Origin of the sequence: Pseudarthrobacter sp. L19 (genome assembly GCF_050859435.1) — a bacterium.
Classification (GTDB): domain Bacteria; phylum Actinomycetota; class Actinomycetes; order Actinomycetales; family Micrococcaceae; genus Arthrobacter.
Window position 1 is genome coordinate 2,054,628 of sequence record NZ_CP193935.1, and the last position, 25,192, is coordinate 2,079,819.

A 25,192-nucleotide genomic window follows, 5' to 3' on the forward strand; every position below is an offset into this window, starting at 1 on the left:
GGAGCCGCAGTCGGTTACGCCACAGCCTTTGCCTCGTCGGTGTAGGCGACGATCTCGCCGTTTTCGGTCGCGAAGTGTTTTAGGTGTGCTTCCTCGCTTTCGGCCGCATTGTCAACGTTTCGGGACAGCAACAGACGCGCATGCGGCTCCTCCGTCACGCTATTCCACTGGCCGGGGCAGGTTACGGGCCTTGCGAAGCCTTTCGGCTTTGCGTTCCTTAAAGTAGTTGAACCAGGCAGCGGTGAACGGGAAGATGCACGCGGGAAAGACCCACCAGACCTCGCCAGCGATGTGCCAGGCGTCCTGCCTGATGACCTGGACGACGAAGTAGACCAGCCCACCCATTCCGATCGTCAGCAGGATAGCCAGGAAAAGAATGCCGTTGGCGCTATTGACCGGCTTGATGACGCCCAGCCCGTCGTCTTTGCGTACGCCGTATTCTTCGTCGGTGTAAGCGACAACCTCACCGTTATCTCCCAGCCGGTGCCGAACCCGGTTCTCCGGAGGCTCGGGCGGAACATATCCCGGATCCTGCGGGACGTCCCTGCTACGCCTCGCCACGGCACTCCTCGATGGCCCGCAACAGAGCGACATCGTCCAGGCCTTCAGTTTCCTCGACCTGATCAGTGGCGAAGTCGGGAACGCCGGTCGTCCAGAAGTCGCCCTCCCTGCGCACCAGCAGGTGGGTTTCATCCTCAAGGGTCTTGAAAACGAAATAGGCGGAGCCTCCGGGGTTGTCCTGAGCGTGTTGCCGGACCAAGCGCAGTGTCGCTTCCGCAGAAGTGATGGCCGGGTCCTGCGCGAACGCGAACCATGTGCCCAGCAGCCGGGGCTGGAGCATCAGCGCGATGTCGGGGGCCTCGATGAGCAGCACGTTGTCCATCGACTCGGGTGCCAGGAGGGACACCTCCGTCCAGCGGGTCGCCTGGCCAAAGGCAGCCGCGACGGCGGCGGCGACACCGGTCACGCCGAGGTCTCCCTCTTCATCGACCGTGGCCATATCCCGTGCCAGCAGTGAGGAGGCGCCGGCGGTCGCCAGAGTGACGTCGTCCACCATCTCTTCAGCCCGGAAGACGCTGACGGAACGGTCACGGGCCGGTCCCTCGAAAACGTCAAGCAGGTAGGCGATTTCGCCAACGCCGAACCCGACGACATCGACGCCGAGCCGGGGCTCGTAGGCGGTTTCGTCCTGGACTGTCATGTAGTTCTCCTAATCTAAAAGCCGAAGAAGTGTGCCACGGACTTGCCAGCATCTGTGACCCTGTCAGCGGCATCGCTGACGAACTTCCCGGGATCCTTGACGGCATTGGCGATGCCTTCGCCGACGTTCTTTCCCACGCTGGTAATGGTGTCCCAATTCTCGTAAATGGCTACGCCCACGCTGGCCACTTGGCAGATGGTCCCCGCAGGTGGTGGCATGAAGCATCCGACACCGAGCATCGTTTTGCCCAGGCTGGCGGCGCCGTCCAGGAGTTTGCCTTCCGAGAAGTTCTTGACCGTGTCCACGGCATTGAATCCGACCCCGGCCCAGCCGAGAGTTCGGGACAGACCGGATTTCCCTAGCCAGTCCCAGCTTTTGCCAGCCCCAAAGAGTTGCCGCTCTTCCAGCAGCGGCGCCAATCGTGACAGCCCGGGGAGGTGTTTGTTAAGGTCCTTGAGCGATGCGATGTCCGAGGCCTTGTCGATCAGGCCGATCGTCTTGCTTGACTCCGTCGATTTCGTGAGCAGCTTCTTGAGAGGGTCACTTCGCAAAAGGTTGCGGGCGGTGAATCCGGGGCCGCCCACCCGGTGACGACCGCTGGTAAAGAACGCCTTGGACAGTGCATCCCGCTCGTTCTTGAGCACCCAGCCATACTGCCCGAGGTGTTTCGCCAGAGTGAAGGGAGCCTTGATGTTCTTATGGATCCCCATGATGGACCTGATGGTGGCAACGCCCCCGGCGGCCGCGCCGCCGCCTACCACAGCCCATGCGCCGGCGCCATGGCCGAGCGGACCCAGCGGCCCGCCGCCGGACCCGGCCTTGGCGTTACTGGCCTTCTCCTGCTCGTCAGCCTGCGTCAGAAGCTGCTTGGACTGCTGCTTGAGCGCCCGGGCGGTCTGCTGGATCAGGGCGCGGTGGCTGCCGTTCCACTCCGAGGTGAAGCGCGCGCTGTCCGCACCCTTCCACGACGTGTTGTTGTTGATCGCCGCCGTCAGGGCCGTCGACTGCTGCAGCAGTGTCTCCGAGGTTTGCCCGAAGCTTTGCGCCAGCATGCGCAGCTGGGCGACGTCGGCGCCCCACACGTGACCTGTCACGATGTCCATCCCCTTTGTCGGGCACCAGCCTACTGTGCCGCTGCCGCACTCCCACGTATTCCACCGGCAGGCGTCCACCTCAGCGAGGGGACCCGTGAACCGGACCGCCCCAATCTAACCCGGTTGCCGGCAGCCCGCGATGGGGTGCTCTCCCCATCCGGGTCCCGCAGGAGACGTCGGCCGCTACTCGCCGTCGTCGGCCAGCAGGGCGCTCTTGCGCCGCCGCAGCGCGAACATGGCGCCGAAGGCGAACACCTGGGTGACGATCACCAGCACGATCGCCCCGGCGATCTTGTTGCCGCCCAGGATCATGGTCAGTCCCACGATCGCGGACAGCAGCGCCAGCAGGGGCAGGAGCATGTAGCCCAGGACGAACAGGGTTTCGGGTTTACGTAGCATTATTTGGCCTCCGTACGGCGCCAGAGGGTGATCCGGTAGCGGGTGCCGTTGGCGGCGGTGAGCCAGCCGTCGGCCGGGTACGTGGCATCGGTGCGCCACTCGTAGCCGAGCTCGGGGGCGAAGGTGTCGCCTTCGGCAGCGGTATCGATAGTGGTGACGACGGCGACGTCGGCCAGGTCCAGGGCCTGCGCGTAGATCTCCCCGCCGCCAATCACCCAGACCATCTCCGGGCCGGGCGCGAACTGCGACTCCAGGAGCGCCTCATCGAGGGATGCCACGGCCAGGGCGCCCTCCGCCTCGGGGGTGTCGCCCCAGCCGTCCTGCCGGGTGATGACGATGTTGGCCCGGCCGGGAAGGGGGCGGAACTTCGCGGGGAAGGACTGCCAGGTCTTCCGTCCCATGATGACCGGGTGTCCGGCGGTGAGCCGGCTAAAGTGCCGCATGTCCTCGGGCAGCTCCCACGGCATGGTGCCGCCCTGGCCGATCACTCCGGTGCTTGTCTGTGCCCACACCAGGCCCAGGCCGGTGAGGCTGCCGTGCAACTGGTCGGTGAAGCCGCCGGGCTCTGCCGGGGCGGCCGCCGTGTTGCCCTGCTGGGGTTCGGTGCTCATACGGCGATCGGGGCTTTGATCGTGGGGTGGTGCCGGTAGCCGACCACCTCGAAGTCCTCAAGGGTGTAGTCGAAGATCGACGCCGGGGTTCGGGTGAGCTTCAGCGCCGGGTACTCGTATGGTTCGCGTTCCAGCTGGGTGCGGACCTGGTCCACGTGGTTGTCGTAGATGTGCACGTCCCCGCCGGTCCAGACGAACTCACCGGGTTCCAGCCCGGTCTGTTGGGCGACCATCAGGGTCAGCAGGGCGTAGGAGGCGATGTTGAACGGGACACCGAGGAAGAGGTCAGCCGAACGCTGGTACAGCTGGCAGGAGAGCTTGCCGTCGGCCACGTAGAACTGGAAGAACGCGTGGCAGGGCGGCAGTGCCATGTTCTTGAGTTCGGAGACGTTCCAGGCCGAGACGATGTGCCGGCGGGAGTCCGGGTTGCTCTTGAGGTTCTCGATGAGCTCGGCGATCTGGTCGATGTGGCCGCCGTCGGGCGTGGGCCAGGACCGCCACTGCACGCCGTAAACCGGGCCCAGCTCGCCGTCGGCGTCGGCCCATTCATTCCAGATGGTGACGCCCTGCTCCTGCAGCCACTTCACGTTGCTGTCGCCGCGCAGGAACCAGAGCAGTTCGGCGGCGATCGACTTGAAGTGCACCCGCTTGGTGGTGATCAGCGGGAAGCTGTCGGCCAGGTCGAAGCGCAGCTGGCGGCCGAAGACGCTGCTGGTGCCCGTTCCCGTGCGGTCGGATTTGTGGGTGCCGTGCTCCAGGACGTCGCGAAGCAGGTCTTCGTAGGGCGTTGGGATGCTCACCCCACCAGTCTACTGACCTACTGACCGGAACCCGGAGGCGGTGTTCGGCGGCCGGTCCTAGTCGTAGGTGCGGGACAGCCGCACCCTGAGCAGTTCGAGGACCGCCGCATCGTCCAGATGGGCAGAGCGGGCAGCGGCGATGAGGCGGTCGGCAGCCTGCGCCACCTCGACGCCGGCGCCTCCCGGGCTGGCCTTCGGCGGCAGTGAGGTTGCCACCGTCGTCCCCTTCCGGCGGCCCGTCTCGACCAAACCGGCGTGCTCCAACTCCCGGTACGCCCGGGCGACCGTACCCGTGGCGATGCCCAGGTCTGCCGCCAGCCGCCGCACGGTCGGGAGCTGTGCCCCCGGCTCAAGGGCGCCGGCTGAGATCAACGCCGCAATCTGGGCCCGGATTTGTTCGAACGGGGGCACTGCCGAGCGGAGATCGATGGAAAGTCCTGCGGTCATGCGGCCGGCTGCGGGCTGGACCGTACGAAACCTCCGTGCGGAAGACGGACGGGCACGATGGCGATGACGATGGCGGCAGCAACGAAGACGGCGCCCGCCGCGGAAGCGGGCCACCACTCACCGACGGAGTACCCGAAAGGCACTCCGGTCCCGGCCGGCGCGAAGACCGCAGCCCATGCCGGGGTTTGGGTCATGAGCAAGGCGGCGGTCAACGCGGCCAGGAGCGACGACAGGGTCCGCACGGCCCGGTGCACGGTGACGGTCCGGAGCGCTGTGTCCGGCCCGTTGAGGACGCTTCGCCGGAACTGGGAGAGCAGTGCGACCGGCAGGGAGGCGGCCGCGCCGACAGCCGCCAGCCCCGCGATGGGCAGCCAGTCCGCCGCGCCACCGAGTGAACTCTGACCGACGGCCGTGATGGCCAAGGCCAGCAGGAATGCGACGAGCGCCAGGATGGCCGTGGTCAGCATCGCCGGGCCGACGGTCCTGCGTGGCTGGCCGCGGGGGACTCCGGCGTCGCCGTAGTTGTGCTGGAGCACCAGCTCCCCGGCGGCCAGGACGGCTGATGAGGCAACCGCGGCGACGGTGGCGAAGACGGCCCAGCCCAGCTCGAAGGTTTCGGCAGCCGGACCGGAGAGGACGAATGCCCCCACCACCACCGGCAACCCGGCAGCAGCGGCGTGGAGCGGCCCAAGCGAGGACAGCAGTCGTGCCGCCGGATGCTGGCCGGATCGCAGCCCCTCAACCGGACGGTTATCGGGTCCGAGCAGCGACGCCGCCAGCGTGGGCGGCCGCCAGCAGAACATCACCAGCAACACCGCCATGCCGGCCAGTCCGGCCGGATTGACCCACCCCGTGGAAACGGCGGCCGGACCCGGGTGCGTCGCGAAGTTGCCTGCGATGACGCCCAGGCCCGCGGCGATGGTGGCGACGGTCCTCAGCAGGCGGTTCATGGCGATGCTGCGCAGGGTCGCATTGTCCGCGGCGTCGAGGGCCTCCAGCTGACGGCGGCCGGCGATGAGAAGGAGCACCAGCACAGTGCCGCCGGCCAGGACCACCAGCGCCCCGCCGAGCCAGGCGGCCAGTTCCAGTCCGGGGATGCGCCCGTCGCGGCCTCCCAGGATCAGGGGGACGGATCCGTCGTTCACGGTAACGGCCGGGACGGCGTCGAAGCCCGGCAGCGTCGCAACGACGGCGATCAACGCACCGGCCGCTGCGAAAATCCCGCCCGTCACCAGCGCCAGGCGGCGCGGCAGGAAATCCCGGATCCGCCGTACGGAGAGCACCGTCCGACGTCGGGCCTGCTGGGGCCCGGGGTAGCTGAGCTGTCCCACGGCGTGCACCGCGAGGCAGCCCAGGACCGGCCAGGCCAGGGCGAGAGCGACGGCGTCTGTGGTCCTGGCATAGGGCGCCCCCGAGGGATTGGCCGGGATGATGCCGAGGTTCATCGCGCCCTGAAGCGAGCTGGCAAACCAGCCGATGATCCCCACCCACAGCGCATGATTGGACAGCGACGCGGCCGATGTTCCGGTGGCGGGGTCGCGGCTCACCTAGCGGAGCACGATGTACACCACCATGGCGCCCAGCGAGAGCCCCACCACCAGCATCGATGGCACGTACAGAAGGCCCGGCATAAGATCCCCCAATGATCCGCCTATTTTGTATCAAGCATTTGATACAAACTAGCCCGGCGGGACACGGGGGTCAAGGATCTAGTCGTCGAACGGGCGGAACTGCTCCACGGCGATAACCTTGCCCTTGGCCCGCGAGACGTGGCAGACCACGAGTTCGCCCGGCGCAAGATACGGATCCGACTCCGGCAGCAGGGCGCGGAGCCTGGAGTTCATGTGCTTGCCCAGCTGCGCGAACACGGTGGGGAGCGCCGGCCTGTGCGTGCACAGCGCCACCGGCCGTTCCTTGTCGAAGAGCCCCTCCACCACGTTGGCTGTCTTGTGGGGGCTGCGGCTGTGCAGGTGTTCGGTGAGTGAATCGTGCAACTTGACCTTGGCGTCCACGGCCTTGGCATAGGGCGCGACCGTCGCGACGCAGCGCAGCCACGGGCTGGTGACCACGCGGGAGGGGCTCCATGCCTGCAGCAGCCTCCCCACGGCCTGGGCCTGGCGGGTTCCGGTGGCCGCCAGCGGCCGGTCACCCTCGGCCTTGGACCAGGAGGAGCGGGGCTTGGCCTTGGCGTGCCGGATCACCACAAGGGGCCAGGTCTCCAGCTCGTGCCGCTCGTGGGCGGCCACGAGCGCGTCCAGCGGCGCGCGGTCGGAGGGATTGGTGAGCAGGCGGGCTGCCTTCTCCGGCGCGCACCACAGCACGCTGTCCACTTCCTTGCCGTCCGGGTGCAGGGGAGCGCCGTCGACGTCGACCGCCCAGTAGTGCACCACCTTCAGCCCGGCGTTGACCCGGTAGTGGATCGGCGGCAGGGGGATGCCCAGCGGCGCCCGCAGGCCGATCTCTTCGGAGACCTCCCGGGCCGCGCACTCGGGAACCGTCTCGCCCGGATCCAGTTTGCCCTTGGGCCAGGACCAGTCGTCGTAGCGGGGCCGGTGGATCAGCAGGACCTCCAGCGTGTCCTTCTTCACCCGCCAGGGCAGGGCCCCGGCGGCGACGACGGCGATCGGTTCGCCGGCATGCTCGGTCTGGTCCGCTGCCAGCGCGTCGCTGTTCACTAGCGGCGGCCCTAGCGCAGGCTCGCCGGGCGCTGCCGGGAACGGGAGGCGAGCAGCCAGGACTGGACGTCCTGCAGTTCGGTGCCGTCCTCGGCGAGGTGGTGGCGGGACCATTCGCCGCTGCGGTCCAGGTGCCAGCTGGCCGTCGCGGGGTCCATGTACCGGCGCAGCATGTCCAGCACGTAGGTGACGTCGTCGCTGCTGGAGAGCTGGACCAGGGCCTCGACCCGGCGGTCCAGGTTGCGGTGCATCATGTCCGCGGAACCGATGTAGACCACGGGGTCCCCGGCGTTGGCGAAGGCGAAGACGCGCGAGTGTTCCAGGAACCGGCCCAGGATGGAGCGGACCGTGATGTTCTCGCTCAGGCCCGGCACACCCGGCCGCAGCGAGCAGATGCCGCGGACGATCACGTCCACCTTCACGCCGGCCTGCGAGGCCCGGTAGAGGGAGTCGATGATGGCCTCGTCGACCATGGAGTTGACCTTGATCTGCACCCGGGAGGCGATGCCGGCGCGGGCATTGCGGATCTCGGTTTCGATCCGGTCGATCAGGCCGGACCGGACGGACCGCGGCGCCACGAGCAGCCGCTTGAACGTGGACTTGGGCGCGTAGCCGGAGAGCTGGTTGAACAGCCGGGACAGATCCTCGCCCACCTGCTCGTTGGCGGTCAGCAAGCCCAGGTCCTCGTAGTAGCGGGCGGTGCGGGGGTGGTAGTTGCCCGTGCCGATGTGGCAGTAGCGGCGCAGCCCGTCCACTTCCTGGCGCACCACCAGGGAGAGCTTGCAGTGCGTCTTCAGGCCCACGATGCCGTAGACCACGTGCACGCCGGCCTGCTCCAGCTTCCGGGCCCAGGAGATGTTGGCCTGCTCATCGAAGCGGGCCTTGATCTCGACCAGGGCCAGGACCTGCTTGCCGGCCTCGGCCGCGTCGATCAGGGCGTCGACGATCGGTGAGTCACCGGAGGTGCGGTACAGGGTCTGCTTGATGGCCTGGACCTTGGGGTCCGCGGCGGCCTGCTCCAGGAAGGCCTGGACCGAGGTGGAGAACGAGTCGTAGGGGTGGTGCAGCAGGATGTCCCGGCGGCGCATCGCCGCGAAGACGTTGGCCGCCTTCGAGGTCTCCGATTCGTTCAGGTAGCGGGAGGTGTGGGGGACGTGCTTGGGGTAGTGCAGGTCCGCCCGGTCGATCCCGGCGACGACGGAGAGGCCGCGGAGGTCCAGTGGCGCGGGCACGGAGTACACCTCGGACTCCTCGACGCCCAGCTCACGGATCAGCAGCGCCCGGATGTTGGGGTTGATGTCGTTGGTAAGTTCCAGCCGGACGGGCGGGCCAAACCGGCGGCGCAGCAGTTCCTTCTCCAGCGCCTGCAGCAGGTTCTCGGCGTCGTCCTCTTCGACCTCGACGTCCTCGTTGCGGGTCACGCGGAAGGTGTGGTGCTCCAGCACCTCCATGCCGGCGAACAGCTGGTCCAGGTGGACGGCGATGACTTCCTCGAGCGCGATGAAGCGGGCCACCCGGCCGGGCACGGACCCGGCGCGCGGGCCGTCGATGGAGATCAGCCGCGGCAGCTGGTCGGGGACCTTGACGCGGGCGAAGAGTTCCTTGTCGCTGACCGGGTTGCGGACCACGACGGCGAGGTTCAGGGAGAGGCCGGAAATGTAAGGGAACGGGTGCGCGGGGTCCACGGCCAGCGGCGTCAGGATCGGGAAGACCTTCTCGGCAAACATGGCGCTGAGCTGGTCCTTGGCCTGGTCATCCAGCTCGTCCCAGTGCATCAGGTGGATGTGCTCGTAGGCCAGGGCCGGGCGGATCTGCTCGGCCCAGACACGGGCGTGGCGCTGCTGCAGCCGGTGCGCCTCCTCGCCGATCTGTTCCAGGACCTGCATGGGGCTCAGCCCTGCCGGGGACGGCACGGCGAGTCCGGTGGCGATGCGGCGCTTGAGGCCGGCCACCCGGACCATGAAGAACTCGTCCAGGTTGGAAGCGAAGATGGACAGGAAGCTGACCCGTTCCAGCAGGTGCAGGTTCGGATCCTCGGCAAGTTCCAGGACGCGGGCGTTGAAGGCCAGCCAGCTCAGCTCGCGGTCCAGGAACCGGTCCGGGCTGATGTCGCCCTCCGGTTCGAGGTTCGGGGCGAACTCCGGGATGTCGATCCGGTCCTGGGTGGCGCGCGAGGCGGGAACTTCGGAGGAGCCGAACCGGGCCCGCGCCGGCCGGGAGGAGGTGTTCTGCGTTCCGGCTTCAGACGTGGCCGTCCCGGCGTGTTCCCGTTGCATGGTCTCTCCTAATGCTGGCGCGATGTAGCTTCAACCTTACAAGGATTCGCACCCCGGCGAGCCCGTTTGACGCCCGGTCCGGCGGCCGTGGTGCGCCCTAGCCGGCGGTCCGCGGGGCGTACATGACGTCCATGTCCCAGCGGGTGAAGCCGAGCCGGCGGTAGAGCGCGACGGCGGGGATGTTGTCGCCGTCGACGTACAGCATCACCGCGTGCAGGCCCTGCCGCTGGAGGTGCCGGATCCCGGCGACGGTGAGGGCCTTGCCGAGTCCGGTGCCCTGGGCCTCCGGGGCGACGCCGACGACGTAGACCTCGCCGATCGCGGGGTGGTCGCCGTGCCGGGGGTGGATCTTGGTCCAGTGGAAGCCGAGCAGCCGGCCGGAGGCGTCCTCGGCAAGCAGGAATCCCTCGGGGCTGAACCAGTCCTCGGCCATCCGGGCGTCCAGGTCGGCGCGGGTCATGGCGCCCTGTTCGGGGTGGTGGGCGAACGCGGCACGATTCACCGCCAGCCAAGGCTCCTCGTCCCGTCCCGGCTCGAAGCTGCGCAGCGTCACGCCCTCCGGCAGCGGCACGTCCGGCAGGTCCGAGGCTGCCGTGGCCAGCCGCATCTTCCACAGTTCCCGGACCGGCACGTACCCGTACCGGGCCGCAAGGTCCGCCGCGGCCTCATGGTTGCCGTGCGACCACGCCTTCAGGCCGTCGAGGCCACGCACGCGCTGCAGTTCGCTGACCAGACGGTCCGCCACGCCCTGGTTGCGGTAGCTGGGGTGCACCGCCACCTCCAGCACCGCGCCGCCGTCCGGCTCCCCGATCACGACGGCGACGCCGGCCAGGTCGTTGCCGTGCGGACCGGCGGGAGCGTCGGAAGCCTGCGGAACGTCTTCATCCGCGGCCTTGCCGGAATAGTCGGGGGAGTAGAGCGCCAGGGTCATCACCGACTGCGGGCCGGCGTCCGCCGCCCGCAGGGTGACCAGCGTCTGCTCGGACAGGGGCGGGTTGCCGTCGGATTCCTCCGCGGCGGCCACCAGCGTCCTGACATCACGCAGCAGCTGCTCATCCACAGCTCCCTCCAGGGTGAGTACGGGCCAGTTTTCCGGGTGCGCGGGACTCATGGTGCAAGGCTATACGTCCCCGGGCCCGGGAACGGGGTATCCGCCGGATTTGATGCATCGCCGCCGGATGCGTATAGTCGGTAACTCATCCGGCGCAGGGATTGATCGATCAGATCGCTGTTTTGGAATGTGAGGGGGATCCACCAGTGGGGTGGCCTCGATACGTTCGACCCGTATGTCCTCCACGAAAGCGCCCGAAGGTGCACAGGAAAGGCCCCGGACCTGATGGTCCGGGGCCTTTGCTGTTTCTGGCTATGGTCCGGCGTTCTGTCGCGGAGTTTACAGCCGCGCCGAGGGGCTACGCCTCGGAGAGTTCCTCGTCCGGCTGCCGGGCCAGGGTGAGCCGGTAGCCGACGTTGCGTACGGTGCTGATCAGGTTCTCGTGGTCCGCTCCCAGCTTGGCGCGCAGCCGCCGGACGTGCACATCCACGGTGCGGGTGCCGCCGTAGTAGTCATAGCCCCAGACCTCGGTGAGCAGCTGCTGGCGGGTGAACACCCGTCCGGGGTGCTGGGCCAGGTACTTCAGCAGTTCGAATTCCTTGAACGTCAGGTTCAGCACGGCGCCGTTGACCCGGGCGGTGTAGCTGGCCTCGTCAATCACGACGCCGGCCGCGCGGATCTCGGTGGGGGTGTCGTCCTGGTCCGGCATGGCGCGGGCGATGCCGAGCCGGATCCTGGCCTCCACCTCGGCCGGTCCGGCGGACTCGAGCAGGATGTCGTCAACGGCCCAGGCGGAGGAAACGGCGGCCATGCCGCCCTCGGTGAGGATCAGCATGAGCGGGGCGCTGAGGCCGGTGGCCTTCAGGAGCTGGGTCAGGGAGCGGGCGCCCACCAGGTCCTTGCGGGCGTCGAGCAGGACGATGTCGCAGGGGTCGGTCTCGAGCAGTGCCGTGGGCTCCGCCGGCAGGATGTGGACCCGGTGGTTGAGCAACTCAAGCGCAGGCAGGACGTCCACCGATGAGCCGGTGCTGTTCGTCAATAACAGGATGTGCGACATGGTTCCTCCAAGGGGTGTCCGCGCATCGTTGGGCGTTTGTGCCGGGCTTTCACCGGCCGGTACTGGACTCCCGGTCCGGACTCCGGTGTGCGGAGCCCTGCTTGAAGTCTGGTGCAGCCCTGGGTGGGGCCGGCCGGGGGAGCGTAGCTGAGGCTCTGAGTATACCCAAACGCCCTCCAACGGGCACGGTTTCGCGGCTTGCCGCGCCCGCTGCTGCGACACACAACGTTCATATAGGGCAGGATTGACCGGAGAACCGCCGCGGAAAGAACCGCAGTCCACAGAGCAGCCAACACGGCAGTCAACAGAGCCGCACGGGGGAGAACCGCATTGGGAAGAAGCGCATGAAGTCCTGGAGCGTCGGTGTTATCGGCCTGGCCGGGCTCGCCGCAATCGTCGCCGGAGCCTACTCCACCCCGGAGGTCCTGCTGGCCGTCGCCGTGCTGACCGCAGCCCTCGTGGGCTTCGGATGGCCGCACTTCCTGGGCATCCCGGCCAAAAAGACCCTTGCCGCGCTGATCGGGCTGCCGGGGATCGGATCCGCGGTGGCCGCAACCTACCTGCCAGGCCCGGCATTCCTCGCCTGGACCCCGGCCTTCATCGCCGCCGGCGTGATGGCGGTGTTCGTCATGCAGCTGATCCGCGGGACCGGCCAGGCGCAGCGGCTCGAATCCACCCTGGGCTCCTGCGCCGGCGTCCTGCTCTCCTGCCTCGGCGCAGGCTGGATCGCCTGCTCGCGGTTCAACGGAGTCAAGGAGATGCTGCTCATCGCCGCCATCAGCGCGGCGATCGCGCTGGCGGCCGGCCTGATCCGCTGGCCGGACCGCGTGGTGGCGCCGCTGGGCATTGTGGGGGCCGGGCTGGCCGGACCGCTGGCGGGTTTGGCGATCTCGAACATCGCCGTGGTGCCCGCGGCCTTGGTTGGAATAGTGGTCGGCGCCGTGCTGGTCAGCTTCCGCCGCCTCGTGATCATCCGCGGCGAAACCCTAAACCTCGCCGCGGTCCTTGGAATGGGGCTGGGACCCGTCTCAGCCGTCGGATCCCTGGCCTACTTCATCGATAAACTCCTCATCCACTAACGCGTTAGGATGTCATCATGTCCGTACTTGCATTTGAAATCTTCTTCCTTGTCCTGCTTGCCGTGGCCGGTCTGTCCATGGCCTGGTTCGCCGGATTCGTGGTCTACCGCCTCTTCAAGGGCCAGAAGTAACCACCACCCCGCAACCGCCCGGAAACCGTCGCTTTAGAGGTCATCGCCGTGCCCATTGAGATCCCAACCGATCTGACGCCCGAAATCGTTCCGCTGTCCTGGCTCATTGGTGAGTGGGAGGGCCGCGGCCGGCTCGGCGCCGGCGACGAGGATTCCGAGCACTTCCTGCAGCACGTCTCCTTCACCCACAACGGCCTGCCCTACCTGCAGTACCGGGCCGAATCGTGGCTGACGGATGACGAGGGCACCAAGCTGCGCCCGCTGACGGTGGAGACCGGCTTCTGGGCCCTCGACCGGAAACAGCGCGAGGAGGACGGCGGTCCCGGCCTGATCCCGGCCGACATCGTCCCCGTCTTCAAGAGCGCCGAAGAGGTCGAGGAGCTCCGCAACGCCGACGGCGGGTTCGACATCTCCGTCTCCATCGCCCACCCGGGCGGCATCTCCGAGCTGTACTACGGCCAGATCAAGGGGCCGCAGATCCAGCTCAGCACGGACCTGGTGATGCGCGGCAGCCACTCCAAGGACTACACCGCGGCCACCCGCATCTTCGGACTGGTGGACGGGAACCTCCTCTGGAGGTGGGACGTTGCAGCCGGAAAGAGCCAGGCTACCGACGGCGGCAGCGGCCTGGAGGCCCACGCCTCCGCCATCCTCAGCAAGGTCGGCTGACAGCGCAGCTGCCCGGGACCGCTCCCCGCCGCCGGCTTTCCACAAGTCCGCATATAAATCAGGGAGCAGAGCCATGAAGGATCCGCAGACCAGCGAAGCCGGCAAGCGCCGCTACGACGACCTTTCCGCCGTCTTCTTCAACGGCACACTGAAGAAGTCTCCGGAAACCTCCAACACGGACGGGCTGATCGAGGTCAGCCGCCGGATCATGGAGAAGCAGGGCGTCGCCACCCGGGTCATTCGGACCGTGGACCACGACATCGCCAGCGGTGTGTACCCGGACATGCGCGAGCACGGCTGGTCCAGCGACGCGTGGCCGGAGCTGTACCCGGCGGTGCGGGACGCGGACATCGTCGTCGTCGCCGGCCCCATCTGGCTGGGCGACAACAGCTCGCAGACCAAAAACTCATCGAACGCCTCTACGCCCACTCCGGCGAACTGAACTCCCGTGGCCAGTGGGCGTTCTACCCCAAGGTCGGCGGGTGCCTCATCACCGGCAACGAAGACGGCATCAAGCACTGCGCCATGAACGTGCTCTACAGCCTGCAGCACATCGGGTTCACCATCCCGCCCCAGGCCGACGCCGGCTGGATCGGCGCCGTGGGACCCGGTCCCAGCTACCTCGACGAGGACTCCGGCGGCCCGGAGAACGACTTCACCAACCGCAACGCCACCTTCATGACCTGGAACCTTTTGCACCTGGCCCGGATGCTCAAGGACGCCGGTGGTATCCCCGCCTACGGCAACCTGCCCGAGGCTTGGAAATCGGGCACCCGTTTTGACTTCGAAAATCCGGAATACCGCTGAGGGCAGAGGACTTCTACTTCATATGAGCACCAAGAGCCCTTTGCTGTCGCGCCCCGGAGCCGTGGAAGCCGCCGGACCCGACGCTGGCGTCGCCGCCCACTACGGCGAGCCCCTGCGTGAGCAGCGCGCCCTGGCGGCCGGCACCGCCGTCGTCGACCTATCCCACCGCGGGGTGGTCACGGTCACCGGACCCGACCGCCTGAGCTGGCTCAATACCCTCTCCTCGCAGCAGGTCACGGCACTGCCCCCGGGCCAGTCCACCGAGCTGCTGCTGCTCAGCGTGCAGGGCCGGATTGAGTTCGATGCCCGCGTCGTCGACGACGGCGCCACCACCTGGCTGATCGTCGAGGCCGCGGAGGCCGCCCCGTTGGCAGAGTGGTTGAACCGGATGAAGTTCATGCTCCGTGTGGAGATCGCCGACGTGTCCGCGGACTGGGCCGTGCTGGGCAGCACCCGGGCTGTCCCCGAATGGGACCGCCTGACCGTCTGGGAGGATCCCTGGCCGCACGTCGGCGCCGGAGGGTACTCCTACGCCGTCGTGGCCGAGCAGGAGCACCCCGGGCTGGAGCGGCCGTGGTTCGAATACCTGGTCCCCGCAGCGGAGCTTGAAGCCACAGTAGGGGAGCGCCCCCTCGCCGGTACCCTCGCCGCCGAGGCGCTGCGCATCGCCGCCTGGCGTCCGCGCTGGGGTGCGGAGACCGACGAGAAGACCATCCCGCACGAACTGGACCTGCTGCGCACGGCCGTCCACCTGGCCAAGGGCTGCTACAAGGGCCAGGAAACCGTCGCCCGCGTCCACAACCTTGGCCACCCGCCCCGCCGTCTGGTGTTCCTCCAGCTCGACGGGTCCCAGCACACGCTGCCCGCCGTCGGCAGTGACGTGCTCGCCGGGGACAAGAAGGTCGGCACTGTGACTTCGGTGGGCCAGCACTACGAAATGGGCCCGGTGGCCCTCGCGGTGATCAAGCGCTCCGCCGATCCGGCGCAGGTCCTGACCGTCGCCGACGGCACCGAGACGTACCCCGCGGCCCAGGAACTCGTGGTCGCGCCCGACGCGGGCCAGGTCGTCGGCCGGCAGACCGGATTCCTCAGGAGCCCCCGATGACCGGCGAACAGCATTCAGCCACGCAGGCCCCGGACGCGGACGCCGTCGACCTCGCGCACCGGCTTTTCGACGCCGCACGGGAGGGCGACACGGCGCTTCTGGCGGCATACCTCTCCGCCGGCGCCCCCGCGACGCTGAGCACCGCCTCCGGCGATTCCCTCCTGATGCTGGCCGCCTATCACGGCCACGCGGAGACGGTGCGGCTGATCCTGAGCCACGGCGGGGACGTCAACACCGCCAACGACCGCGGCCAGACCCCGCTGGCCGGCGCCGTCTTCAAGGGCTACCGCGACGTGGTCGAGGCGCTGGTTGACGCCGGCGCAGACCCCGACGCTGGCAGCCCCACCGCCCGGGACGCGGCCACCATGTTCGCGCGCAGTGAGATCCTCGCACTGCTGCGCTGAAGTGGCTGTCCCACCCCGGCTGTAGTCTCAACGCTCCACCTTCACCCCGGCAGTAAGCACCTAAAGGAAGAACCGATGGAAAACGTAGCGCGGCCCTGGGCGGCCCTCTGGTCCCTGGTGATTGGGTTCTTCATGATCCTGATCGACACCACCATCGTCTCGGTGGCCAACCCGAAGATCATGGAAGGACTCAACGCCGACATCAACTCGGTGATCTGGGTGACCAGTGCCTACCTGCTGGCCTACGCGGTTCCGCTGCTGATCACCGGACGCCTTGGCGACCGATTCGGTCCGAAGCGGCTCTACCTCACCGGCCTGGTGGTCTTCACCCTTGCCTCACTCTGGTGCGGGCTCTCCGGCGACATCCAGACCTTGATCGCAGCCCGCGTGCTGCAGGGCCTCGGCGCCGCGCTGATGACGCCGCAGACCATGGCCGTCATCACCAGGATTTTCCCGCCGGACCGCCGCGGTGCCGCCATGGGCATCTGGGGCGCCACCGCCGGCGTCGCAACCCTGGTGGGCCCTATCCTCGGCGGCGTCCTGGTGGACGGGCTTGGCTGGGAATGGATCTTCTTCATCAACATTCCGGTCGGGATCGTCGGCTTCGTGCTGGCCTCCCGCTTCGTCCCGGCGCTGGGCACCCACCCGCACAAGTTCGACATCCCCGGCGTGCTGCTGAGCGCCGTCGGCCTGTTCCTGCTGGTGTTCGGCATCCAGGAGGGTGAGACCTACAACTGGGGCACCATCAGCGGCCCGATCACCGTGTGGGGCCTGATCATTGCCGGCATCATCGTGCTCGTGGGCTTCGTCCTCTGGCAGCACTTCAACAAGGGTGAGCCGCTCCTGCCGCTGGGCCTGTTCAAGGACCGCAACTTCTCGCTGGCCAATATCGCCATCACTTCGGTTGGCTTCACGGTCACCGGGTTCGGTCTGCCCCTGATCTTCTACTACCAGGTGGTCCGCGGCCTCACGCCCACGCAGTCGGCGCTGATGATGGTGCCCATGGCCGTTATCTCCGGCGGTCTGGCCCCGGTGGTCGGCCGTATCATCGACCGGGTCAACCCGAAGTACATCACCGCTACGGGTCTGGTCCTGATGTCCGTGGCCCTGTTCTGGAACTCCACGCTGATGCACCCGGACACGCCCATCTGGCTGTTCCTGCTGCCCAGCACCGTCCTCGGTTTCGCCAACGCCGGGATCTGGGCTCCGCTGAGTTCCACCGCCACGCGGAACCTGCCGCCGCGGCAGGCCGGCGCCGGCTCGGGCGTTTACAACACCACCCGCCAGATCGGCGCGGTCCTGGGCAGCGCCGCGATCGCCGTGCTGATCCAGTCCCGGCTGGCCGCAGAGCTTCCCGCGGCGCCGGGATCGGCCGGCAAGGCCAGCCCCATGGCGTTTGGCGGCGCGCTGCCGCCGCAGCTGCATGAGGGGTTCTCGACGGCGATGGGCCAGTCCATCCTGCTGCCCGCCGTCGTCATCCTGCTCGGCGCTGCCGTGGCGCTGTTCTTCGCCAAGCCCCAGGTCACCCAGCCGTGGACGGCACCGGCAACGGAATCCAAGCCGACGTCGGAGTCTGCGATGGCGGAGCCCGCTAAGGAGGCCCGCGACGCCGTGGCCGAGGGCGTGGAAGCCCGGCAGGTCTAAGGCGATACGCCCGGGCCGCTCGATGGGATGCCCCGTCGAGCGGCCCTGAGGGGCCGGGGCCGCAGAGGCAGCTCTAGCCCAGCAGGACGCTGGTCTGGATCCCGCCGGCGGTGAAGCCCAGGCTCCGGGCCAGGGCCAGCGAGCCCTTGTTGCTGACATCGGCACGCCACTGCAGGGTCAACCCGGAGGCGAGGGCCTCGTGGGCGGCGATCGAGGCTGCGAGCGTCCCGAGCCCGCGCCGCCTCCACTCGGGGGCCACCAGGACACCAAGGTGCGCCAGGATCCCCTCCCACTCGCTGTAGGCGCCGCAGGCCACGGGGGAGCGGTGGCCGTCCTCGACGTGCATGATGGTGAACCGGTTTTCCAGGTCCGCCAGGCCCACCTCGTTGACATCATCCGGCGGGCACAGGCCCTCGAGTTCGATGGCCTCGGGGTTGCCGTGGGAGACGGTGAGCTCTTCGGCAGGCTGCCGCAGGGGCAGGTCATCGGCGAAGAAAAGGGCAGCGGCCCCGAGGCCGTGGCCGCCCCGGGCACGGGTGATCGTCAGGAGCGTCACGTGTTGGGCCAGCTCCTCGTCGGAGTAGGCCTCGGCGGCTTCCAACGCCCAACCCGGTCCCACCAGGGCCGAGCCGCCGAACAGCCGAACGAACTGAAGCGCCCGGGCATCGTCGACGACGCGGGTGATCCGCTGCCCGCCGGAGGCCGCGAACGCGCCGTCGTCGAGCCCCAAGCGGCGGGCCCACGCGAGCTGGATGATGTCGGCGGAGCCGGGCGTGAGTGTCATGGTTCAACCCTACCCAGACCCGTAGCGGGCATCGGCCGGGCGCGGCTGCGGCGGCTTAGCCGAAGAGGACGGCGGCTTCCTCGTAGCGGTGCTGCGGGACGCTCTTGAGGTTGCCCAGGGCCGCCTCGAAACCGACGTGGACGATGTCCGTGCCGTTGAGCGAGACCATGGTGCCCCAGCGCTCCTCCACCACAGAGTCGATGGCCGCCATGCCGAGGCGGGTGGCGAGGACCCGGTCGAAAGCAGTGGGGACGCCGCCGCGCTGGATGTGGCCGAGGACCGTGGCGCGGGTTTCGATGCCGGTGCGGGCCTCGAGCTCGGGGGCCAGCAGTTCGGCGATACCGCCCAGCCGGGGCCGGCCGAAGGTGTCCAGCCCGCGCTCGGAGTGCGGCGATTCCTGGCCCTCGGGGACGAAGCCCTCCGCGACGACCACCAGGGGTGCGCGGCCGCGCTCATGGGCGGAGACCACCCATTCGGTGATCTGCTCCATGGAGGCCTGCTGCTCGGGGATGAGGATGGCGTGGGCGCCGGAGGCCATGCCGGCGTGCAGGGCGATCCAGCCCACGTGCCGGCCCATGACTTCGGCGATCATGGTGCGGTGGTGCGATTCACCGGTGGTCCGCAGCCGGTCGATCGCCTCGGTGGCGATCTCGACGGCGGTGTCGAAGCCGAAGGTGTAGTCCGTGGCGTCGAGGTCGTTGTCGACGGTCTTGGGGACGCCGACGATCTTGAGGCCGGCGTCGGTGAGGCGCTTGGCGGCCGCGAGGGTGCCCTCGCCGCCGATCGCGATGATGGCGTCGATGCCCAGCCGGTCCATGTGGGCCTTGATGACGTCGGGGCCGCCGTTGTTTTCAAACGGGTTGGTGCGGGAGGTGCCCAGGATGGTGCCGCCCTGCTTGGCGATGCCGCGGACCATGGTCCGGGGAATCTCGATGATGTCGCCCTCGACGACGCCGCGCCAGCCGTCCAGGAATCCCACGAACTCGTGGCCGTGGACCGCGATGCCCTTGAGAACGGCGCCACGGATGACGGCGTTCAGTCCGGGGCAGTCGCCGCCGCTGGTGAGGATTCCAATTTTCATATCTGGGCTCAAATCCTGGTTTGAAGGTATACGGGCAGAGCGCCACGCTGAGCTCACCAAGAAGTTTAGCCGGGGATGTGGGGCAGGACACAAACCGGTCCCGGGGGCCCGGACGCACGCTGCCCCCGCCACAGGCAGTGGCGGGGGCAGCGTCAGTCATGAGCCGGGGTCAGGGGCGGTTCGCGCGGCGCTCCAGGAACGTCTGGGCGATGATGGCGTTCTGCTGGTCCGGGAGGAGGGCCCAGGCGGCCAGATAGAACACGAAGGCCGGGCCCGGCAGCAGGGCGAAGAGGAGGAACGCGATCCGGACGTAGGCGACGTCCACGTTGAGCCTGGCCGCGATGCCGCCGCAGACACCGCCGAGCCACCGCTGCGGTCCCCGGCGCAGGCCGAGGCCCCGGACAATGCTGAAGAACTTTTCCATGGATTAAGACTTCCTTGTAGTAGTGGCTTTGTCACGCTTGCGGGCGGAGACCAGTCCGCCGATCACGAGGGCCGCGCCGGCCCCGATCATCAGGCCGATCAGGACGTAGGTCCCGTTCAGGACCACCAGGCCCAGACGGGAAATGATGATCAGCGCGGCGAGGGCCAGCACGATCAACCCCCACACCACCGTCCCCACCCGGGCGCCCTCACTGGCGGGTGCGTTCTCCGTGACCAACGGGGTGCCGTCCGGGGTGGTTCCCGGGTCGTAGCTGCTCATGTCAGTTCCCTTCCTTCACGGTGATGTTGCTCAGGGTGCCGGAGACCTTGATGACCAGGCGGGATCCGGCGACGTCCGTGTTGTAGTCGCTCTGCTGGCTGGTCATGCCGCCGTGGTTGCCGTTGGAGTCGTTGAGGTTTCCCATCGTCAGGTCCGCCCGGATCTGCACGGGGATATTACGCGGAATCAGCACGGTGATGTTGCTGGCGGTCGCGTCCAGGGGCACCACGACGTCGGAGCTCAGCGGTGCGTTCAGGTCCAGCCGGGTCAGGTCCACCGTGCCGCTGCCGCCGGTGATGTCGAAGCCGTCGGCGGCCTGCCCGATGGTGGTGGGCGCCCAGTCGACGTTCTGGAACCGTGCCCGGTCCGCGTTCGGGATAAGGCCGTAGACCGCCCCGGTGACCAGCGCCACCACGGCGAAGAAGCTGAGGATGCCGGCGCCGCGGCCGCGCAGGCCGCAGACCAGGATGCCGAGGCCCAGGACGGCGGCTCCTACCGCCCAGACCACCGCGTTGCCGGCCGGTCCGAGGTTGATTGCGTGGACGGCGTCGAGTGCCTTGAGCCCGCCACCCGCCAGGAGTGCGAGGCCGGTCGTGACCGCGACGGCGGGGGCGCCGGGACCGGTGGCCCGGACCTTCGGAGCGGGCACCGGCGCATATGCTGACGGGTCTGCGCTACGGCCCGGCGCGGGGGCAGCGGGCGCCGCCGTGTAGTCGGGCCCGGTGGGGTAGGTCGTGGTGGGATACGAGGCGGCCGGATAGGCGCCCATGGGCGGGGTGCCACCCGACGGGAAACCCGCCGGGGTGCCGGTCGCGGGCGGCGCCGTTCTGGCAGGGGCCGGGCCGGTTGCCGCCGGATCCTGCTGCGTGAACGCGCCGCCGTGGGGGTCGGCTGGCCGGCGCGTCCTGCCCCGCTGGGAGAAGTAATAGAAGGCGTAGATCGCCCCGCCCACCCAGAAGACAGTCCACACGACGGCTCCGAAACCGTACCGGTCCCAGCCCCAGACCCCGTTGCCCAGGCTCGGGAAGCCGATCAGCGTGGTGATCAGCGCGCCGGTCATACCGGTGCTCCACCGTCCGGCGGCCGCCTCCTGGACGTGGATCCGGCCGTCGGGTTCGGGCAGGAGGGCCCAGGCCAGCCCGTACAGCAGGACGCCGACGCCGGCGAAGACCGTCAGGACAATCAGGATCCCGCGCACAATCAGGGGATCGACGCCCAGCCGCTGGGCGATGCCGCTGGCCACACCGGCCACCCAGCGCTCGCGGCCCCGGTGGATGCCGTGGCTGCGGATCCAGTCGAAGAAGTTCTGCTGGGACCCGGCCGGCCGGCGGTCGCCGGAGTAAGGCGGCCCCGGGGGAGGCGTGTATGGCGGGGTGCCACCGGGCGGAGGGGTGTAGGGCGGCGGGGTGTACGACGGCGGCGCATACCGCGGCGCGCCGTCCGGTTCCGCCGAGGAGGCCTGCGACGGGACGGAAGGCGACGGGCCGGAAGGCGACGGTGCGGAGGGGACCGCCGTGCTGTCCGCCGGGTCAGTGGCGGGACGGCCGTCCGGCTGGCTGCCGGCGGCCGGGACCTCATCGGGGTCAGGGTGCGTGTTCATAGTTCGATCCTCCCGCCGGCGGGACCGTCCGCTCTACTGGGGAAACCCCTGACCGGTCCCTGACCGGCCCCCGGTTCGGGCCGTGAACCGCCTCCGGAAGGCCCCTGCCGTGCTTGGATGGATCCATGACCACCGCGCCCCTCCGCCCACCGCTGACCCGCGGCGGCGACCGCATGATTGCCGGTGTCTGCGCGGGGCTTGCCCGCCACCTGGGCTGGCCCATGCAGATGGTCCGCGCCGGGATGGTGGTTGCCGCGTTCGCCGGCGGCGCCGGCGTCGCGTTCTACGCCTGGCTGTGGATCATGGTGCCGACGGCGGACGAGAGCGCCCGCCGCAACGCCCGGCGTCCGGCGTCGCCCATCGCCCCGGCCGTGAGCGCCCCCGTGGAGTCCCCGGAGGCCCAAGGAAACACGGCCACCGCCGGGGAGCCGTGGCGCTTCCGGCTCGCCGGGATGCCCTACGGGAAAGAGATCCTCCTGGGCGTCGGGTTGCTGCTGGCCGCCGGGATCCTGGTGGCGCGGCTCCTGGGGCTGGACGTCCCGCTGGGCACCCTGATTCCCGTGGCCGCGATCCTCGGCGGCGCGGCCATCGCCTGGATGCAGCTGGATGAGACCCGCCGCACCGGGATCATGGACAAGGCCAAAGCAAACCAGGCCGGCGGCTGGGCACGGCTCGCGGCCGGCCTGGCGTTGGTGGTGGCCGGGGTCCTGGTGATGGTCTCCGGCTCCGGATCGTGGCAGCAGACCTGGCTGGCGCTCCTGGCCTCGGTGGCGGTCCTGGGCGGCGTTGCTCTGGTGCTGCTGCCCTGGGGGCTGAAGTTCTGGCGCGACCTCGAGACCGAGCGGGAAGGCCGGGTCCGCGCCACGGAACGGGCCGAGATCGCCGCCCACCTGCACGACTCGGTGCTGCAGACCCTCGCGCTGATCCAGCGCCGGGCCGGGAACGAACAGGACGTCATCCGCCTCGCCCGGGCCCAGGAGCGCGAACTCCGCGGCTGGCTGTACCGCAACGCGGAACGGGACGAGGGGCAGCTCTCGGACGCCCTCCTGGCCGCCGCCGCGGAGGTGGAGGACGCTCTGGGCCAGCCCGTCGACGTCGTCAGCGTCGGGGACTGCGCCATGACCGGACGGCTGGAGGCCCTTGTCATGGCCGCGCGGGAGGCCATGCTCAACGCCGCCCGGCACGGAGGCGGTCCCGTCTCCGTATACCTCGAAGCCACCGGCGCGGCCGCGGAAATCTTCGTCAAGGACCGCGGCCCGGGGTTCGACCCGGCCGCCATCCCCGCGGACCGGCTGGGCGTGCGCGAATCCATCATCGGCCGGATGCGGCGGCACGGCGGAACGGCCGTGATCGTCAGCAACCCGGACGGCACCGAGGTCCGGCTCAGCCTGCCCCTGGTCCCCGACGCGGCCGCGGCCGCACCGCCGCCGTCCACCACCACGCCTCCCGAACCACTCCGGCCCACACCCGTCGGCAGCACCATGAAGGACACGCCATGACCAGCCAGCCCGACAGCCCCCTGCCCGCGGGATCCCCCGTCCCCGCCACCCGGGTGGTGATTGTGGACGACCACGCCATCTTCCGTTCCGGCCTGAAGGCGGACCTCGACGCCGGGATCGCCGTCGTCGGGGAGGCCGCCACCGTCGAAGACGCGGTGCGCGTCATCGGCGAGGCCCGGCCGGACGTGGTGCTGCTCGACGTGCACCTGCCGGGCGGGACCGGCGGCGGCGGCCGGGACGTCCTGGCCGGCTGCGCCGCGCTGCTGGGCACCACCCGATTCCTGGCCCTGAGCGTCTCCGACGCCGCCGAGGACGTCGTCTCCGTGATCCGCGCCGGCGCCCGCGGCTACGTCACCAAGTCCATCTCGGGCGCCGAAATCAGCAACGCCGTGCGCCGCGTCGCGGGCGGGGACGCGGTCTTCTCCCCGCGGCTCGCCGGCTTCGTGCTGGACGCCTTCGGGACCTCACCCTCGGACATTGCCGACGACGAACTGGACCGGCTTTCGGCCCGCGAACTCGAGGTGATGCGGCTGATCGCGCGCGGGTACAGCTACAAGGAGGTGGCCAAGGAACTGTTCATCTCCATCAAGACCGTGGAGACCCACGTCTCGGCAGTGCTCCGCAAGCTCCAGCTCTCCAGCCGCCACGAACTGACCCGCTGGGCCGCCGAACGCCGCCTGCTATAACCCTCCCTCAGATCCGGTGACATGAAACCCGTCGCCCCCTCAGGTACGGCCGGGTTAAAGCGGACGCCCCCTCACGTTAGGCAGGGTTAGAGCGGACGCTCCCTCACGTCCCGGAAGGATGTGAGGGAGCGTCGCTCGATTGGCTGCCGAACGTGAGGGAGCGTCGGCTACTTGGCCTTGCCCAGGAATTCCTGCAGGCGTCCGACGCCGGTGGCCAGGTCCTCGTCGCCGAGGGCGTAGGACAGGCGCAGGTAGCCCGAGGGGCCGAACGCCTCACCAGGCACCACGGCCACCTCTACCTCGTCGAGGATCAGCGCGGCGAGCTCGGCCGACGTCGACGGCGCCACCGGCCCGTTCGCCGTCGGGAACTCCTTGCCCAGCAGTGCGCGGACGTCCGCGTAGACGTAGAACGCGCCCTTGGGGGTGGGGCAGTCGACGCCCTCGATCGCGTTCAGCCCCGCGACGATCGCCTTGCGGCGGCGGTCGAAGGCCACCTTCATTTCCTCGACGGCGGTCAGCGGGCCGGAGACGGCTGCCAGTGCCGCGATCTGCGGAACGTTGGAGACGTTGGAGGTCGCGTGGGACTGCAGGTTGGTGGCGGCCTTGATGACGTCGGCCGGGCCGATCATCCATCCCACCCGCCAGCCGGTCATGGCGTAGGTCTTGGCGACGCCGTTGAGGATGACCACCTTGTCCCCGAGGGCGGGGACAGCCGTGGCGATCGAGGTGAACGGAACGCCGTCGTAGGTCAGGTGCTCGTAGATCTCATCGGTGACCACCCACAGGCCCTTGGCCGCGGCCCACTCGCCGATCGCCGTGACTTGCTCGGGGGAGTAGACGGCGCCCGTGGGGTTCGAGGGGGAGACGAACAGCAGGATCTTGGTCCGGTCCGTGACGGCGGCCTCGAGCTGCTCGACGGTCACCAGGTAACCCTGCTCCGGCCCGGCGAAGACCTCCACCGGCACGCCGCCGGCCAGCCGGATGGCCTCCGGGTAAGTGGTCCAGAACGGTGCCGGGACAATGACCTCATCGCCCGGATCCAGCAGGGTGGCGAAGGTGTTGTAGACGGCCTGCTTGCCGCCGTTGGTTACCAGGACCTGCGACGCCTCGCACCGGTATCCGGAGTCCCGGAACGTCTTCTCCGCGATGGCCTGCTTCAGCTCGGGGAGGCCGCCGGCGGGGGAGTAGCGGTGGTACTTCGGCTGGCGGGCGGCCTCGATGGCGGCATCCACGATGTAGCCCGGAGTCGGGAAGTCGGGCTCGCCGGCACCGAACCCGATGACCGGACGTCCAGCCGCCTTCAGTGCCTTCGCCTTGGCATCGACGGCCAGGGTGGCGGATTCGGCTATGGCGGAAATGCGCTTGGAAATGCGGGCGGCAGGCATCGCG

General features: G+C 69.0%; 26 protein-coding genes and 1 pseudogene. 8 read left to right on the top strand and 19 right to left on the bottom strand.

Annotated elements, in window-relative coordinates; translation table 11 throughout:
• Positions 1-14: 14 nt before the first annotated feature.
• From ACRQ5B_RS09755 to ACRQ5B_RS09815, 13 genes are all read right to left on the bottom strand, one after another.
• The gene (locus tag ACRQ5B_RS09755; RefSeq protein WP_432393537.1) at positions 15-158 is read right to left on the bottom strand and encodes a hypothetical protein; all 144 of its coding nucleotides are present in this window, start codon (positions 156-158) and stop codon (positions 15-17) included.
• A 1-nt stretch (position 159) separates the two neighbouring features.
• Positions 160-561, bottom strand: a complete 402-nt coding sequence (locus tag ACRQ5B_RS09760; RefSeq protein WP_432393538.1) for a hypothetical protein — start codon at positions 559-561, stop codon at positions 160-162.
• Positions 548-1,201 (bottom strand): hypothetical protein, encoded by a 654-nt coding sequence (locus ACRQ5B_RS09765; RefSeq protein WP_432393540.1) that lies wholly within the window; start codon positions 1,199-1,201, stop codon positions 548-550. The genes ACRQ5B_RS09760 and ACRQ5B_RS09765 overlap by 14 nt, the downstream gene beginning before the upstream one ends.
• A 14-nt stretch (positions 1,202-1,215) precedes the next feature.
• On the bottom strand, positions 1,216-2,304 hold the full coding sequence (locus ACRQ5B_RS09770) for a WXG100 family type VII secretion target (RefSeq protein WP_432393542.1): 1,089 nt from the start codon (positions 2,302-2,304) through the stop codon (positions 1,216-1,218).
• Between the two features lie 174 nt (positions 2,305-2,478).
• The gene (locus tag ACRQ5B_RS09775) at positions 2,479-2,694 is read right to left on the bottom strand and encodes an NF038396 family protein (protein WP_290255970.1); all 216 of its coding nucleotides are present in this window, start codon (positions 2,692-2,694) and stop codon (positions 2,479-2,481) included.
• Entirely contained in the window at positions 2,694-3,305 is a 612-nt protein-coding gene (locus ACRQ5B_RS09780; RefSeq protein ID WP_432393544.1) for a dihydrofolate reductase, read from the bottom strand. The genes ACRQ5B_RS09775 and ACRQ5B_RS09780 overlap by 1 nt, the downstream gene beginning before the upstream one ends.
• On the bottom strand, positions 3,302-4,105 hold the full coding sequence (locus tag ACRQ5B_RS09785; protein ID WP_432393546.1) for a thymidylate synthase: 804 nt from the start codon (positions 4,103-4,105) through the stop codon (positions 3,302-3,304). The genes ACRQ5B_RS09780 and ACRQ5B_RS09785 overlap by 4 nt, the downstream gene beginning before the upstream one ends.
• A gap of 57 nt (positions 4,106-4,162) precedes the next feature.
• Positions 4,163-4,552, bottom strand: coding sequence for a GntR family transcriptional regulator (locus ACRQ5B_RS09790; protein ID WP_432393548.1), 390 nt, complete (start codon positions 4,550-4,552; stop codon positions 4,163-4,165).
• Complete coding sequence (locus ACRQ5B_RS09795) at positions 4,549-6,099, bottom strand: hypothetical protein (RefSeq protein WP_432393550.1); 1,551 nt, start codon at positions 6,097-6,099, stop codon at positions 4,549-4,551. The genes ACRQ5B_RS09790 and ACRQ5B_RS09795 overlap by 4 nt, the downstream gene beginning before the upstream one ends.
• A 162-nt stretch (positions 6,100-6,261) precedes the next feature.
• Positions 6,262-7,227: an NUDIX hydrolase gene (locus tag ACRQ5B_RS09800; RefSeq protein WP_432393552.1), complete on the bottom strand. Its 966-nt coding sequence runs from the start codon at positions 7,225-7,227 to the stop codon at positions 6,262-6,264.
• Between the two features lie 11 nt (positions 7,228-7,238).
• On the bottom strand, positions 7,239-9,503 hold the full coding sequence (locus tag ACRQ5B_RS09805) for an RNA degradosome polyphosphate kinase (protein WP_432393554.1): 2,265 nt from the start codon (positions 9,501-9,503) through the stop codon (positions 7,239-7,241).
• Positions 9,504-9,600: 97 nt separating this feature from the next.
• Positions 9,601-10,614 (bottom strand): mycothiol synthase, encoded by a 1,014-nt coding sequence (gene mshD / locus ACRQ5B_RS09810; RefSeq protein WP_432393556.1) that lies wholly within the window; start codon positions 10,612-10,614, stop codon positions 9,601-9,603.
• Positions 10,615-10,912: 298 nt separating this feature from the next.
• Positions 10,913-11,611 (bottom strand): winged helix-turn-helix transcriptional regulator, encoded by a 699-nt coding sequence (locus tag ACRQ5B_RS09815; protein ID WP_290255962.1) that lies wholly within the window; start codon positions 11,609-11,611, stop codon positions 10,913-10,915.
• 344 nt (positions 11,612-11,955) lie between these two features.
• On the opposite strand from ACRQ5B_RS09815, the gene ACRQ5B_RS09820 reads away from it, so the two are divergent.
• The 6 genes and pseudogenes from ACRQ5B_RS09820 (at position 11,956) to ACRQ5B_RS09845 (ending at position 17,450) form a co-directional block, all read left to right on the top strand.
• A complete protein-coding gene (locus tag ACRQ5B_RS09820; RefSeq protein WP_412883781.1) occupies positions 11,956-12,690 on the top strand; it encodes a permease in 735 nt (244 codons plus the stop codon).
• Between the two features lie 179 nt (positions 12,691-12,869).
• Positions 12,870-13,490 (top strand): FABP family protein, encoded by a 621-nt coding sequence (locus ACRQ5B_RS09825; RefSeq protein ID WP_432393559.1) that lies wholly within the window; start codon positions 12,870-12,872, stop codon positions 13,488-13,490.
• Between the two features lie 73 nt (positions 13,491-13,563).
• Positions 13,564-14,297: pseudogene (locus tag ACRQ5B_RS09830) on the top strand (flavodoxin family protein).
• Between the two features lie 22 nt (positions 14,298-14,319).
• The gene (locus ACRQ5B_RS09835) at positions 14,320-15,402 is read left to right on the top strand and encodes a YgfZ/GcvT domain-containing protein (RefSeq protein ID WP_432393560.1); all 1,083 of its coding nucleotides are present in this window, start codon (positions 14,320-14,322) and stop codon (positions 15,400-15,402) included.
• On the top strand, positions 15,399-15,806 hold the full coding sequence (locus tag ACRQ5B_RS09840; protein WP_432393562.1) for an ankyrin repeat domain-containing protein: 408 nt from the start codon (positions 15,399-15,401) through the stop codon (positions 15,804-15,806). Before ACRQ5B_RS09835 ends, ACRQ5B_RS09840 begins: the two co-directional genes overlap by 4 nt.
• Before the next feature lie 75 nt (positions 15,807-15,881).
• On the top strand, positions 15,882-17,450 hold the full coding sequence (locus ACRQ5B_RS09845; RefSeq protein ID WP_432393564.1) for a DHA2 family efflux MFS transporter permease subunit: 1,569 nt from the start codon (positions 15,882-15,884) through the stop codon (positions 17,448-17,450).
• A 73-nt stretch (positions 17,451-17,523) separates the two neighbouring features.
• Here ACRQ5B_RS09845 and ACRQ5B_RS09850 read toward each other — a convergent pair whose 3' ends face one another.
• From ACRQ5B_RS09850 to ACRQ5B_RS09870, 5 genes are all read right to left on the bottom strand, one after another.
• A complete protein-coding gene (locus ACRQ5B_RS09850) occupies positions 17,524-18,234 on the bottom strand; it encodes a GNAT family N-acetyltransferase (RefSeq protein ID WP_432393566.1) in 711 nt (236 codons plus the stop codon).
• Positions 18,235-18,289: 55 nt separating this feature from the next.
• Positions 18,290-19,315 (bottom strand): 6-phosphofructokinase, encoded by a 1,026-nt coding sequence (locus ACRQ5B_RS09855; RefSeq protein WP_432393568.1) that lies wholly within the window; start codon positions 19,313-19,315, stop codon positions 18,290-18,292.
• A gap of 169 nt (positions 19,316-19,484) precedes the next feature.
• Positions 19,485-19,739 carry a PspC domain-containing protein gene (locus ACRQ5B_RS09860; RefSeq protein WP_290255953.1) on the bottom strand — a complete coding sequence of 85 codons (255 nt, stop codon included), beginning with the start codon at positions 19,737-19,739 and terminating at the stop codon, positions 19,485-19,487.
• A 3-nt stretch (positions 19,740-19,742) separates the two neighbouring features.
• Complete coding sequence (locus ACRQ5B_RS09865; protein ID WP_377973191.1) at positions 19,743-20,018, bottom strand: hypothetical protein; 276 nt, start codon at positions 20,016-20,018, stop codon at positions 19,743-19,745.
• A gap of 1 nt (position 20,019) precedes the next feature.
• Positions 20,020-21,618, bottom strand: coding sequence for a PspC domain-containing protein (locus tag ACRQ5B_RS09870; RefSeq protein ID WP_432393570.1), 1,599 nt, complete (start codon positions 21,616-21,618; stop codon positions 20,020-20,022).
• A gap of 125 nt (positions 21,619-21,743) precedes the next feature.
• Here ACRQ5B_RS09870 and ACRQ5B_RS09875 point away from each other — a divergent pair, with 125 nt between their 5' ends.
• Both ACRQ5B_RS09875 and ACRQ5B_RS09880 read left to right on the top strand, forming a co-directional pair.
• Entirely contained in the window at positions 21,744-23,117 is a 1,374-nt protein-coding gene (locus ACRQ5B_RS09875; protein WP_432393572.1) for an ATP-binding protein, read from the top strand.
• Entirely contained in the window at positions 23,114-23,803 is a 690-nt protein-coding gene (locus ACRQ5B_RS09880) for a LuxR C-terminal-related transcriptional regulator (protein ID WP_432393574.1), read from the top strand. The genes ACRQ5B_RS09875 and ACRQ5B_RS09880 overlap by 4 nt, the downstream gene beginning before the upstream one ends.
• A 167-nt stretch (positions 23,804-23,970) precedes the next feature.
• Here the strand turns inward: ACRQ5B_RS09880 and ACRQ5B_RS09885 are convergent, their stop codons facing one another.
• Entirely contained in the window at positions 23,971-25,188 is a 1,218-nt protein-coding gene (locus ACRQ5B_RS09885; protein WP_400158582.1) for a pyridoxal phosphate-dependent aminotransferase, read from the bottom strand.
• Positions 25,189-25,192 lie beyond the last annotated feature (4 nt).